The organism is Bradyrhizobium sp. ISRA464 (assembly GCF_029910095.1).
Taxonomy (GTDB): domain Bacteria; phylum Pseudomonadota; class Alphaproteobacteria; order Rhizobiales; family Xanthobacteraceae; genus Bradyrhizobium.
Genome location: NZ_CP094526.1, coordinates 4,094,798 through 4,106,580 on the forward strand (window position 1 = coordinate 4,094,798; position 11,783 = coordinate 4,106,580).

General features: G+C 61.3%; 14 protein-coding genes and 1 tRNA gene. 6 read left to right on the plus strand and 9 right to left on the minus strand.

Annotated features, from left to right (window positions below):
• Positions 1 to 21 precede the first annotated feature (21 nt).
• The gene (locus MTX19_RS19300) at positions 22 to 270 is read right to left on the minus strand and encodes a hypothetical protein (RefSeq protein WP_280978845.1); all 249 of its coding nucleotides are present in this window, start codon (positions 268 to 270) and stop codon (positions 22 to 24) included.
• A gap of 802 nt (positions 271 to 1,072) precedes the next feature.
• Between MTX19_RS19300 and MTX19_RS19305 the strand changes: the two genes are divergently transcribed.
• Complete coding sequence (locus MTX19_RS19305; protein WP_280978846.1) at positions 1,073 to 1,264, plus strand: hypothetical protein; 192 nt, start codon at positions 1,073 to 1,075, stop codon at positions 1,262 to 1,264.
• 133 nt (positions 1,265 to 1,397) lie between these two features.
• A complete protein-coding gene (locus MTX19_RS19310; RefSeq protein WP_280978847.1) occupies positions 1,398 to 2,249 on the plus strand; it encodes a 3-hydroxybutyryl-CoA dehydrogenase in 852 nt (283 codons plus the stop codon).
• 179 nt (positions 2,250 to 2,428) lie between these two features.
• Here the strand turns inward: MTX19_RS19310 and MTX19_RS19315 are convergent, their stop codons facing one another.
• A complete protein-coding gene (locus MTX19_RS19315; protein ID WP_280978848.1) occupies positions 2,429 to 2,953 on the minus strand; it encodes a hypothetical protein in 525 nt (174 codons plus the stop codon).
• Between the two features lie 295 nt (positions 2,954 to 3,248).
• Here MTX19_RS19315 and MTX19_RS19320 point away from each other — a divergent pair, with 295 nt between their 5' ends.
• Complete coding sequence (locus MTX19_RS19320; protein WP_280978849.1) at positions 3,249 to 3,503, plus strand: DUF3551 domain-containing protein; 255 nt, start codon at positions 3,249 to 3,251, stop codon at positions 3,501 to 3,503.
• 310 nt (positions 3,504 to 3,813) lie between these two features.
• Here the strand turns inward: MTX19_RS19320 and MTX19_RS19325 are convergent, their stop codons facing one another.
• On the minus strand, positions 3,814 to 4,050 hold the full coding sequence (locus tag MTX19_RS19325; RefSeq protein ID WP_280978850.1) for a hypothetical protein: 237 nt from the start codon (positions 4,048 to 4,050) through the stop codon (positions 3,814 to 3,816).
• Positions 4,051 to 4,062: 12 nt separating this feature from the next.
• Positions 4,063 to 4,353, minus strand: coding sequence for a hypothetical protein (locus MTX19_RS19330; protein ID WP_280978851.1), 291 nt, complete (start codon positions 4,351 to 4,353; stop codon positions 4,063 to 4,065).
• Positions 4,354 to 4,441: 88 nt separating this feature from the next.
• Here MTX19_RS19330 and MTX19_RS19335 point away from each other — a divergent pair, with 88 nt between their 5' ends.
• The 3 genes from MTX19_RS19335 to MTX19_RS19345 all read left to right on the plus strand — a co-directional run bounded on the left by MTX19_RS19335 (position 4,442) and on the right by MTX19_RS19345 (position 6,435).
• Complete coding sequence (locus MTX19_RS19335) at positions 4,442 to 4,627, plus strand: hypothetical protein (RefSeq protein ID WP_280978852.1); 186 nt, start codon at positions 4,442 to 4,444, stop codon at positions 4,625 to 4,627.
• Positions 4,628 to 4,742: 115 nt separating this feature from the next.
• Positions 4,743 to 5,207, plus strand: coding sequence for an IS200/IS605 family transposase (gene tnpA, locus MTX19_RS19340; protein ID WP_280984622.1), 465 nt, complete (start codon positions 4,743 to 4,745; stop codon positions 5,205 to 5,207).
• 158 nt (positions 5,208 to 5,365) lie between these two features.
• Positions 5,366 to 6,435, plus strand: a protein-coding gene (locus MTX19_RS19345; RefSeq protein WP_280985649.1) for an IS630 family transposase whose coding sequence is annotated in 2 segments (ribosomal slippage) — positions 5,366 to 5,893 and positions 5,896 to 6,435 — 1,068 coding nt in all. Because the reading frame shifts where the segments join, the coding sequence is not laid out codon by codon here.
• 308 nt (positions 6,436 to 6,743) lie between these two features.
• Here the strand turns inward: MTX19_RS19345 and MTX19_RS19350 are convergent.
• The 5 genes from MTX19_RS19350 to MTX19_RS19370 form a co-directional block, all read right to left on the minus strand.
• The gene (locus tag MTX19_RS19350) at positions 6,744 to 7,292 is read right to left on the minus strand and encodes a hypothetical protein (RefSeq protein ID WP_280978854.1); all 549 of its coding nucleotides are present in this window, start codon (positions 7,290 to 7,292) and stop codon (positions 6,744 to 6,746) included.
• A 207-nt stretch (positions 7,293 to 7,499) separates the two neighbouring features.
• Positions 7,500 to 7,664, minus strand: coding sequence for a hypothetical protein (locus MTX19_RS19355; protein ID WP_280978855.1), 165 nt, complete (start codon positions 7,662 to 7,664; stop codon positions 7,500 to 7,502).
• 170 nt (positions 7,665 to 7,834) lie between these two features.
• Positions 7,835 to 7,910: transfer RNA gene (locus MTX19_RS19360), tRNA-Lys, on the minus strand.
• 219 nt (positions 7,911 to 8,129) lie between these two features.
• Positions 8,130 to 10,958 carry a glycosyltransferase gene (locus MTX19_RS19365; protein WP_280978856.1) on the minus strand — a complete coding sequence of 943 codons (2,829 nt, stop codon included), beginning with the start codon at positions 10,956 to 10,958 and terminating at the stop codon, positions 8,130 to 8,132.
• A 192-nt stretch (positions 10,959 to 11,150) separates the two neighbouring features.
• Positions 11,151 to 11,747 (minus strand): beta-1-3, beta-1-6-glucan biosynthesis protein, encoded by a 597-nt coding sequence (locus tag MTX19_RS19370; RefSeq protein ID WP_280978857.1) that lies wholly within the window; start codon positions 11,745 to 11,747, stop codon positions 11,151 to 11,153.
• Positions 11,748 to 11,783: the final 36 nt, after the last annotated feature.

Genomic DNA, 11,783 nt, shown 5'->3' on the forward strand with positions numbered 1-11,783 from the left:
CGGTGACGAAAGCCCGCGAGGCTAGCTCCAGGCCAAGAGCCGTAGCGCCGGCATCGCGAACGTCTTGGCAGGCGCGGCCGGCGGCTCCGGCGGCCGCTCGGATGCGGCCTGCAGGTGCATGCGCAAATCGGCGCCGCATTGCTTCATCTGGTTGCGCAATTCGCGGCGGGAGAAAGCGGTAAGCGAGGGGTCCCCGAGCTGCATCCAGGCACTGCGCAGCCATTCCTGCAGGGCGCGAATATTCTGATCCAAGGCTTCGGGCTGGGTCATGCCGCCAAACCTCAAGGAGTGATCAGGTGTGAAGTAACGCTGATTCGCGTCGTTTCACCTAGCGAGATTGTTGTGCGGCATGTTTGCGACGTGCGGATGCGGCAGGCGGATGATGCGGGCGTCCGCGCGGCGTCAGCCGACCTTGTCGGGCTGGGAGCGCACGAGATCCAGCGCCACCGGGAGCGCGAGGCAGAGCGCAGCGCTGCAGCGCCGAGGCGTCAATGTGCAATCCGGGAGACTACCGGCCACGCCGAATCGCGGTCGCCACCTGCCGGTGGCAACCGCGACTTCAATCCGCCTTGCGACGCGTCGGAGGTCTAGTTTGCACTTGGCTCCGACAGGAACGACTGCCGTGACTGCGCGCGGCAGGAAACCGAGCCAGGGCCTTGCGACAATCCTTCAAAGCGCCAAAGCGTAATCGGCGCCGTGACTCCGCAATGTTCGCAGCGCAAAGGCGCGCCGCCGACCAAATATCGACCACGTCGGAACGCCTCGGACGAGGCAGGCTCCTTGCAATGCGGGCAAGCCAAGGACAGCTTGCTCGTCTTCCACCAATGAATCAGTTGAAACACCGCACCCCTCAGCGTTTCAGATAGCCAACACTATAACAAACTAGCAACGTTTGGGCTCTCGTGGAAGTCGCGAGAGGTTGCATTTCGGTTCCATTTCGTGTGGCGCAACACCATCTGGCGGAGAGCAAGTGTGCACGCGTCGGGATAGTTAGCGAATCGCTAAACATCGACCTTGCACAGGACCGGCCCGCCACACCATTCCTTCAAGGATGGACGCTAGCGATGCGGCCATGGACCGGGACGAAGACATCGATGACGGTGTTGTGGCGGCGCTTCGCAGCAGCTACGGACGGCAGGCTTGGTGGATTGTCAGGCTCAATCGCGTGCTCGAGCCGTCTCGTGCCGCCGAGCCGACGCGGCCCGATGTGCCGCCGCGGAGAGCCGTTCTGCCACGGCAACCAACGCCGCCGCGCCCCAACTAGCGCCACCATAATACCAGATTCCCCTGTATCGGCCGTCCGATCGGACTGCTATGCATGCGCTATCCGCGGAGCGAAGCTCCGCATTGTTTGACGATGCAGCCGCACGGCGGCGCGAGCGACAAGGACGAATGCAATGATTGAGACGGTTGGCATCATCGGGGCCGGAACCATGGGCAATGGCATTGCCCAGGTGTGCGCAGCGGCGGGGCTCGGCGTCACGATGGTCGACATCTCCGACGCTGCCGTGCAACGCGGCCTCAAGATGGTGGGCTCGAGCCTCGATCGCTTGGTCAGCAAGGAGAAGATGACTGCGGCGGATCGCGATGCCACGCTCGCGCGCATCACCGCAACCACCGACAAGGCGAAGCTCGCCGCCTGCGATCTCGTCATCGAGGCTGCGACCGAGAACGAGGGCCTGAAGATCAAGATACTGAAGGATCTCTGCGCGACGCTGAAGCCGAGCGCGCTGGTCGCAACCAACACCTCGTCGATCTCTATCACCCGCCTTGCGGCCGCGACCGATCGTCCCGATCGTTTCATCGGGATGCACTTCTTCAACCCTGTTCCGGTGATGGCACTGCTCGAACTGATTCGCGGGCTGCAGACCTCCGCCGACACCGTCGCCAAGGCGGAGGCCTTCGCCAAGCGCGTCGGCAAGGTTGCGATCACCGCGAAGAACAGCCCGGGCTTTGCCGTCAACCGCATCCTGTGCCCGATGATCAACGAGGCTATCTTCGCGCTGCAGGAAGGCATTGCGAGCGCCGAGGAGATCGATGCCGGCATGAAGCTCGGCTGCAACCATCCGATCGGGCCGCTTGCGCTCGCTGACTTGATTGGGCTCGACACCATGTTGTCAGTGATGGAGGTGTTCTACACCGGCTTCAACGATCCCAAATATCGGCCGGCGCCGCTCCTGAAGGAGATGGTCGATGCCGGTCATCTCGGCCGCAAGACCGGGCAGGGGTTCTACAGCTACAGCAAGTGAGGTCTGGTTCGAGCCGCGTGTCGAGTACCGTAGTCATCCGGAATGGATCGCGCGGCGAAGCTGACGTAACACACGGCCCATCAGACATCTGATCCGCCACGTGAGGCGGGGGACACAAGATACGAGGCCCGGTCTCCTAGGCAGACCGGGCCTCGTGCTTTTCTAGCGGTGGCGAATGCTCATTGCCCCGACGCGACCGGGGGTAACGCCGGTCTCGTCCGGGTCGAAGCCGAACAAGCCGACCAGATATTTGTAGTATTCCGGCATCTTCTCCTTGAGCTTGGCGCGCGTGTATAGGGCTCGTGCGCGGAGTCCGCACCGGCCAGGAAGATGCTCGCCGTTACTGCGAAGAACTCCTGCTGGTTCTTCAACGCGTAGGCTTCCTTGGCGAACGGCTCCTTCGACTTGGCTTCGCCGAGGAATTGCTTGATCCCCTTGTTGTCATAGCCGTTCGGCATCAGCCGGGCGTGATAGGCGTGAAGGAATTCGTGCAGCAGCACCGGATCCTTTTCGTAGCGCATTATGTTCGGGCGCAGCCTGATGACGCCAATGCCGGAATCGACAGCGAGTGCGAGCGGATCCGAATTGGTCCATTGCTGCTTGTCGTGATCCCAGGTCGTGACATTGCGCGTCGTGCGCTGCCCCCGTTCAAGAGGCCTTACGCCGTAGCAGGCCGCTGCCGCTCCCTCGTAGAGACACTCCATCTCGCTCGCAACGATCGGCACGCTGTGGAAGAATTGCAGGGTGAGCGCGTTGCCGCACGTTTAAGTTGCACGCCGCCCCCATCGCATTATGCGCCGGTTAACCGAGCGGGTTCCGGCAGACCAGAACAGGGACGTTCGCCGATCAGGGATCCACGAATTCAGAGTCGGTCATCCAGACGCGCGTGCGGCGCGAACTGTCCTCACAGCTTGTTGAGGCCGTGGCTGGAAACCTCGCGGATCCCAGGTCCGTACCTTACATCAACGCGACAAGGCTGACGGAAGAAGGAATGGGACCATGCGCAGGACGATTTGGGCAATTCTGGCGTTCGCGGCGCTCGGGACCGGATCGCTCGTCGGCTCTGCATCGCCCGCGGCGGCCCGTGACTATCCCTGGTGCATCCAGGGCAAGCAGGAGGGATATCCGGGCTACTGCGGCTTCCAGACCTACGCGCAGTGCGAGGCAACTGCGTCGGGCCGGAATGCCTATTGCGGATACAATCCGCGCTTTGCGTTCGGCCAGTCACGGACATCGCAGCGGACGTACCGCTGAACCGGATGTCTGCGAAGCGTGAGCAATCAATAACAGCCTGCGGGATGGCAGCGGAAATGGCTGCGGTGACGGACGGTGGCCGCGGTGCCGATTGACATGACGTTCGCGTCGCAGGTCGTATTGATCAGATATTCTGCATTGGAGAGCACATGAGCGACGTCGTCCGGTTCATATCGAAGTCGGAACTCGAGCGAGCGCGGTTGATACGCGAGGCCCGCGCAAACTACGAACGCGTCTTTCCGTCGACCGATGCCGGCAGCGCGCAAGCAGATTCGTCCGAGAGCAACGCAAGCCGGGTGTCGTCCGATCCTTAGCGCGCGTGCCTCGTCTGCGCGTTGGCATCGCCAGTCCTCGGCGATGCCGGGGCTGTCACGGAAGCGCCGTCGCCACCACGCTTGTTCGCACTGCTGAGATCGGTCGGGTCGCGTCGGACACGATGATGCGCGATGCCCATCTGGACGCTCCAGATACCGAACAGCAACGCGGTTGCGAGGCAGGCTGCCAGAAAAGCCCAATCACGTTTCTTCATCTGGTCGAATACGTCCACACCAGCGCCGCCTTACTCGCGGCTTCTTTTGAAGAAGCGCTTCGTGGCCTCGATCGCCTCGAGCAGAAACGGAGACAGCGCGAAAAATGCGCCCATCCCGACCGAGACGATGATGTGGCGCAGCGAGACCTTCTCGTCATCCTCGAGTGGATAGGCGGTCTTGTCGATCGGTGCAGGCGCGAGGTCTCTGCCGGCCTGCGCCGCCGGTCTCGACCGTCGCGGCTTTCGCGGCGGCACCATCACGACCACAAAGAGGACGTTCAGCAGCAGCCAGATTCCCAGAAGGATAAGCAACGTTCGCACTGCACTGGTCCAAAAAAGGCGAACAAAAAGAACAAAACAACCGCTAACTTATCTGCTCGTGCCCGGGGCTGCCACAATTCATTTTCCGATGACACATCATTTTCCGGCTCCCCGGCGCATGCGAGAGGTTCGCCGCCTGACAGGCTCAGCCATGGCCGCTTCGTCAACGCGTCGTTGGCTAGATAAAGTGACCATCCTGAAACAAAAAGCGATGCACTGGAAAGGACTGCACTGGTCCAAAAAAGGCGAACAAAAAGAACAAAACAACCGCTAACCAAGCCTGCTAAGCCCCCGCCTATGGCGGGGCGAAAACCGGCAGTTCTACAGCTGCGGGAATGAAGTCATGGAGTCTCCTTGGGGAACCGCCAAGAACCCTCAAGGAGACCATGATGGAAGCAGAGTACAATCATCTTAATCACGCGACTTGGGAGTGCAAGTACCACGTCGTGTTTACGCCGAAGTACCGCAAGAAGCTGCTGTTCGGGAAGATCAAGCGACATCTGGGCCAGGTATTTCACGATCTGGCACGACGGAAGGAGTGCCGGATCGAGGAAGGTCACCTGATGCCGGATCATGTCCACATGCTGATATCGATACCTCCGAAATATTCGGTGGCGCAGATCATCGGGTATATGAAGGGGAAGAGTTCGATCTGGATCGCGCAGAACGTCGAACGGAAGATGCGAAATTTCCTGGGCCACAAATTCTGGGCACGCGGATATTTTGTCACGACCGTCGGCCGCGATGAGGAAATGATCCGGGCCTACATCAAGAATCAGGAAATGGCCGACCAGCAACTGGATCAGTTTGAGCTAAAGATTTCAGCTGCCCCAAAATCCAAGCAATCGTCCTAATATAACATCCCTTAAAACCGCCTTTGGCGGTTCCCAATCAAACCTCCAGCTTTGCTGGAGGTTATTGGCTTATACCAATCCGCTGAGGTGCTGACTCACGGCGGGCATTCCCAAATCAGAGGATCGATGATTCAACATGGCAACTGGAGGGAGTTGCCATGGGCCAGCCGATTGCGGTTCGAACGGATTTTGCAGCGGTTGAGCTGCGCCGGCTGGCGCGGCGGGCGAAGGACAGCGATCAGGTCCGGCGCCTTCTGGCGATCGCTGCGGTGCTCGATGGCGCATCGCGGGCGGAGGCCGCCAAGGTCGGCGGGATGGACCGGCAGACGCTTCGCGACTGGGTGATCCGATTCAACGAGCAAGGGCCTGATGGTCTGATCAATGTTCCCGCGCCAGGCGCGCCGGCGAAGCTCAACACGGAGCACCGGGCGTTTCTGGCGCGGATCGTGGACGAAGGGCCGACCCCGCCCATCCATGGCGTGGTGCGCTGGCGGGCCTGTGACCTGATCATGCGGCTGCATGAGGAGTTCGGCATCTCGGTGTCAGACGATACGGTCTATCGAGCCCTCAAGGACCTCGGCTTCTCACACGTCAGCGCGCGGCCGAGAGCGTACAAGCAGGATCCCGAGGCGATCGAGGCATTTAAAAAAAATTCCACGCTCGCGTGGAGGAAATCCGCAGCAGCCTTGCGCCGGACACGCCGGTAGAGGTGTGGTTTCAGGATGAGATGCGGGTGGGGCAGAAGAACAAGCTCACCTATCGCTGGGCTAGAAAGGGATCGCGGCCGCGGGCCGCTCACGACCAGCGCACGCAATCGACCTACCTGTTCGGTGCCGTGTGCCCGGAGCTCGGAACCGGCGCGGCACTGGTTCTGCCCTTCTGCAACAGCGAGGCCATGCAGCTTCATCTCAACGAAATCGCAAGCAAGGTCAGCCCTGGCGCCCACGCCATCGTCATCCTCGATCAGGCCGGGTGGCACGGAGCGAAGGAGCTGAAGATCCCGCACAACATCTCGCTGATGCCGTTGCCGCCGCGTTCGCCCGAGCTGAACAGCCAGGAGAATATCTGGCAGTTCATGCGCCAAAATTGGCTGTCAAACCGCGTCTTCAAATCCTATGACAACATCGTCGATCACTGCTGTTACGCCTGGAACACTCTCATCGATCAGCCGTGGAAGATCATGTCAATCGCGCTCCGCGATTGGGCCTACATCGGTCGATCAATTTGAGGATTGGTATTATCTGCTCGTGCCCGGGGCTGCCACAATTCATTTTCCGATGACACATCATTTTCCGGCTCCCCGGCGCATGCGAGAGGTTCGCCGCCTGACAGGCTCAGCCATGGCCGCTTCGTCAACGCGTCGTTGGCTAGATAAAGTGACCATCCTGAAACAAAAAGCGATGCACTGGAAAGGAGCAGCGCCAGAACTGGAGCCGCTCCTGACCATCGCTTTAGCCGTCTAAGCATATGGTGCTCTGCCCATACCTCGGGACTTCAACCGAAAAGAGCACGCAATGGACTACCGGACGTTGACCGCTACGGAATAACGGCAACATATCTGCGGTTGTTCGTATTTGGATCGGTGTTGTCGCTCGAGAAGAAGACGATCCCTTGGCCTTTCCAGTGGGCGTAACGGCCCGAGCCAAAGTTGTGGATGTCGGCGAAAGTGCTGTGCGCAGGGCCGAGGGGTACGCCGTCCTCGTAGACGAGGAGCGGCGAGCTCCGGTCGTCTATGTTCTTAGGATCGTCTCCGAATTCATCGACTTGTTTGGATGTGTCGGGTGAAGCGACGACTGCGTTACCTTCCTTGTAGAACGGTCGGACGAGCTGAACAACTACTTCGCCCTTCGGAATAGCAGGAATTGGTGCCTGGGAGAGCTGCCAAGCCATGGCAAAATAAATTCCAAAGAGTGCAGTAATGCCGATCAGAAACGGTTTCATCCCGATCGAAGGCGTAGCCGGGATCGCATCGGCCCGCGCTCTCAAATCCGTCGCCATCGTCTCTAGGATTTTTCGACTCTCTGGGGTGGCTACGTGTGCCATCGCGAGCGCAGTGTGCTCCGCCTTGAGCAATTCATCCTTCATAGTCCGAGAGCCGCCCAACATAGCAAAAAGCCTCCCCAGCGCTCAAGCTACTAAGCGCAACCATGGGTCGCAAGCCCGTCGACACATGGGTGACCTCCAAGAGGGGATGGATTTTTTACTGACCCAGGGTGCAGCCTTGAATGTAAACGAAGGCAACAGCGGCAATGATGATGATAAGGGGTTTGGCGATCATTTTCGAAAATCCTTCTAGTTGTTAATGGTCAAATATTTATAGCGCGCCGCTATGCGCTCACGATCGTCAGGCATACCAACTTGGGCGCCGCCGATTGAATCACCGCGCCATGTTAGCCGCGCGCGGAACCTGTTGATCGTGGCGATCAAGGCCGTCGCAGCGCCAATGAGCAGCACCATCGGCGCGGGCGCTCCTAGCTCCACCAAGCGACGATGATATTCGCGACCACCGCTAGCGCGAGGTATGCCCCTGCGCAGATCCGGGCCAATTCTCCAGACGGTGTGTGCAATGGCTGGATCATCACCGCATTGTTCGGTCGGAATTTGCGGCTCAAGTATTTGATTTTGCTTGGTGAGCTCGGAGGGACTCGAACCCTCGACCCCATGATTAAAAGTCACGTGCTCTACCACCTGAGCTACGAGCTCACTCACCTAAAGCGTCGTCTCCGGACGTCGGCGGCTTCCCGCATCTCCGGATCATGCTCCAGCCCGCGCTGTGTAGGGGGCGGGGCTCATCGGGTCAATAGCGGAGCGCGCCGCAATCGTGGGTCGGAATGCGCCGGATTTGCCTTTGCAGGACCCGCGGTTACGACCGCTTCTTGAAGTCGGCCCGTGGCTCGTCCACGGCTTTCCGGCGGTTCCGGTTCAGCTATCCCGGCGCATGTCAGAGCCGACCGGCTGGGACGGGGCGGCAACCGAAGGCAGGCTGACCGGGCGCAGGCCGATTAGTTCCGCCGTGCGGATCGCGCTGTTGCGCCAGAACGAGAACTCGTTGATCCGCGAATTCTCCAGGATCGCGATGGCAACCGCTGACAGGAACGGCAGGCTTTCCAGCACCAGCACGGCGGCGAAGATGTAGATCTCACGCACCTGCTTGTATCCGTTGGTGGCGACCAGCACGACGGCGCCGATCAGGAGCAGAACGCCGATCACGGCTTCCCAGAACGCCTGGAATTCGATCGACATCCGCGACAGGCCGCCCTTCGAGGTGCGTGCGAATGCGAGGTGCTCGGTGATCAGGCCCTGGGCCACCGCGCGCGACACGGTCCACTGCACGCTCATCGCCGCGATCATGGCCCCCAGCATCTGGCCAGCCTTGATCTTCACCCGCAACCGGTACAGCGCCACGAAGTGCACCAGCGAGACGACGAAGGAGGCGATAATTGGCAGCGTCAGGATCTTGTCCGGAATTGCGATGTCGGCAAAGGCAACGATCGGCACCCAGATCAGGTTGAGAATCGCGACCACGACGCCGAGGCTTTCGGCACCCAGCCAATTGAGCCAGCCCAGCGAGAACTCGCGGCGCTGATCGGGTGTCAGGCGGCTGGCACCGGGCAGGAAGCGCCGCCAGTGCTTCTTGACGATCTGGAAGCCGCCATAGGCCCACCGGTGACGCTGCTTCTTGAATGCCTCGTAGGTGTCGGGGAGGAGGCCTTCGCCGTAGCGCACATTGGTGTAGTGCGTGAGCCAGCCCTGCTGCTGGATCGTCAGCCCGAGATCGGTGTCCTCGCAGATCGTATCGCTGGACCAGCCGCCGGCCTTGTCCATCGCGGCGCGGCGGATCAGGCACATCGTGCCGTGCACGATGATGGCGTTGAACTCGTTGCGCTGGACCATGCCGATGTCGAAGAAGCCGGCATATTCGCCGTTCATGATGTAGTGCATCAGCGAGCGATCGCCGTCGCGATGCTCCTGCGGCGCCTGCACGAGGCCGACGCGCGGGTCGGCAAAGGCCGGCACCAGATCCTTCAGCCAGTCCGGATGCACGACATAGTCGGCATCGATGATGCCGATGATCTCGGCGTCCGCCGCGGTACGGTCCATCGCGATGCGCAGCGCGCCGGCCTTGAAGCCTTGCACCTTCTCGGCGTTGATGAACTTGAAGCGCTCGCCCAGAAGCCTGCAATGATCCTGGATCGGCCGCCAGAACTCCGGATCAGGCGTGTTGTTGATGATGCAGATGCATTCGAAATTCGGGTAGTCGAGCCGCGACACCGCATCGAGCGTCTGCTTCAGCATCTCGACCGGTTCGTAATAGGCGGGGATGTGGATCGAGACCTTCGGGAACGACACGTTCTCGCCGATCGTGGCCGGCGCAAGCGATGCGCTCTTGCCGATCAGGCGACGCGGGCCGTGACCGAACGCCACGGCCGCGATCTCCTCGATCCGCGCCATCGCGATCAGCACCAGCGGAACGAGCAAGACCAGGCCGAGGCTGAGCGCAAAGGCGGAGCCCCAGACGAAATAGTGCGTGGTCCAGTAGGAGAACACCGTCGCAACCCACGCTCCGACGCCGTTGGCCGCGGCCGACAGCAGCAGCGTCTGCATCACGGTCGGTGAATCCAGCCGCAGGATCGGCAACGACATGAACAGCCCGACGAGCACGGCGACCGCAGCGATCTTCCAGTAGTTCAGATTCGTGATCGGACCGGTCCAGGCGAACTTCGCCTCGCGGTCTGCGTTGAGAATGCCCCAGTAAGGCCCGACGCCGCCTTCGAAGAACTTCCAGGGCTGATCGATCGCTTCGACGATGTTGTAGTCCATGCCGATGGCATCGGCGCGGGTGACGAAGTTCCGCAGCACCGAGGCCTGTTCGAACGGGCCCGGCTCGGCGTTGCGCAAATTGTAGCCCTGACTCGGCCAGCCGAATTCGGCGATCATGATGCGCTTGCCGGGGAACAGGTCGCGCAACAGGTTGAAGCGGTCGACCGCCTGATCCACCGCCTGCTTGTCGGTGAAGTTTTCCCAGTAGGGCAGCACGTGCGCCGCGATGAAGTCGGCGGAGTTGGCGAGCTGGGGATGGTCGCGCCAGATGTTCCAGATTTCGCCGGTCGTCACGGGAACGCTGACCGATTTCTTGACGCGCTGAATCAGCTTGATCAGCCGATGGACGTTGTTCTCCGCGACCGCCCATTTCGATGCCTCAGCGCGCTTGTCTTCGGGCTGCGCCTCCGCGTCCCGAATCCGCTGGGCTTCCTCGCGGAGGATCCGTTCGGACTCCTCGGGCGAGATACCGATCTCGGGGACCGAACCAAGATTCTCGAGCGGGATCTGCTCGCCACGGAACACGGTTTCGTTGCCGACCACGATGCCGATGACGTTGCTGTTCCGCTTGGCAAGGTTGATCGCGGCCTCGATCTCGCGATTGTTGCGGTTGGCGTCCTTGTCGACCCAGGCGCCGACCGTGACCTTCATGCCAAACTCGGCGGCGATCGGCGGCACGAGTTCATTGCCTTCGGTCGACGAATAGAGGCGGACTGCCCGCGTCAAGGCGGACAACTTCTTCAGGTCCGCACGCACCTTCTCGGTGTCGGCCGCAAGGTCAACGACGGTGTGGCCCGGTTCGAACGGTGCATAGGAGAGGCTCGGCAGCGTGCCGCGGAAATCCGGCGCCGACTGTTTCTCCTGGAACAGGCCCCACAATGCGGCGTGAGCGGCGGTGACAAGCAACAGGACGGCGACGACGGCGCGCATCGCGGTTAAACCATACGGGGCCTGAGATTGAGGACTAAGCGAACCCGTCCCCTAGGTTCGACCGGCACGGTGGTGGAGACAAAGATATCTCCGCCACCCGATTTAACAACTGGTATGCCGCGATGGCGTTTTAAGGGCGTAAGCCGTTCCGGACGCAAATAAAGTCGGCCGAAACGGGTTTGCTCGACGCGGCTATTTCGCAGGCGTCGGTGAGGCCGACGGCGTCGGCGCAGGCGAGGGCGATGCCGCCGGCGGGGGCGAAGCATTGCCGGCGGTCGACGGCGCCGGGCTGGGTGAGGCCGCTGCCGCTGGCTGCGGCTGTGCGCCCGGGTTGACCCAGCAGGCGTGGATCCGGCCGTCGAGGCTGCGCGGCACCTTATCGTCGATCTGGGCGCCGAACCGGGTCAGGCAACGGAAGGCCGCCTGGACGTGTCCGCCGGGGCAGCCGAACCGGTCGTAAAGATCAAGATGGCGGAAGGCGGTGTCGAGATCGTCAAGCCACATCAAGCGGACGACCCGGCGCCCGAGCCAGACGCATTCCGGGTTGCCGGCCGGGCCGTTGATGGCCTGCTGGGCCTCGATGAACTCGTCGGTCTTGCGCTGATTATTTTCCTTCGCGGCATTTGCGTTGGCGTCGGCCGGATTTCCGGACTGTTGCTTGGCCTGATCCGGCGGATTGGGCGTGCCGCTCTGGGCGAAAGCGCCGCCGGCCCCCATTAGAAGCGCAAGGCCCGTTACGGCAAGGTGGCGCAAACCCGTGTTCTTCAACTCAAGCAGCCGTCGACGCATGCATTCCCCGATATGTTCCCACCCTGCGGGACACCC

Excerpts from the sequence above, each read along its gene's own strand:
- tnpA (WP_280984622.1), top strand. The coding sequence starts at position 4,743 with ATGGAAGCAGAGTACAATCATCTTAATCACGCGACTTGGGAGTGCAAG.
- MTX19_RS19355 (WP_280978855.1), bottom strand. The coding sequence starts at position 7,664 with ATGGTGCTGCTCATTGGCGCTGCGACGGCCTTGATCGCCACGATCAAC.
- MTX19_RS19320 (WP_280978849.1), top strand. The coding sequence starts at position 3,249 with ATGCGCAGGACGATTTGGGCAATTCTGGCGTTCGCGGCGCTCGGGACC.
- MTX19_RS19310 (WP_280978847.1), top strand. The coding sequence starts at position 1,398 with ATGATTGAGACGGTTGGCATCATCGGGGCCGGAACCATGGGCAATGGC.
- MTX19_RS19370 (WP_280978857.1), bottom strand. The coding sequence starts at position 11,747 with ATGCGTCGACGGCTGCTTGAGTTGAAGAACACGGGTTTGCGCCACCTT.
- MTX19_RS19305 (WP_280978846.1), top strand. The coding sequence starts at position 1,073 with ATGGACCGGGACGAAGACATCGATGACGGTGTTGTGGCGGCGCTTCGC.
- MTX19_RS19365 (WP_280978856.1), bottom strand. The coding sequence starts at position 10,958 with ATGCGCGCCGTCGTCGCCGTCCTGTTGCTTGTCACCGCCGCTCACGCC.
- MTX19_RS19300 (WP_280978845.1), bottom strand. The coding sequence starts at position 270 with ATGACCCAGCCCGAAGCCTTGGATCAGAATATTCGCGCCCTGCAGGAA.
- MTX19_RS19335 (WP_280978852.1), top strand. The coding sequence starts at position 4,442 with ATGACACATCATTTTCCGGCTCCCCGGCGCATGCGAGAGGTTCGCCGC.
- MTX19_RS19315 (WP_280978848.1), bottom strand. The coding sequence starts at position 2,953 with ATGGAGTGTCTCTACGAGGGAGCGGCAGCGGCCTGCTACGGCGTAAGG.
- MTX19_RS19350 (WP_280978854.1), bottom strand. The coding sequence starts at position 7,292 with ATGAAGGATGAATTGCTCAAGGCGGAGCACACTGCGCTCGCGATGGCA.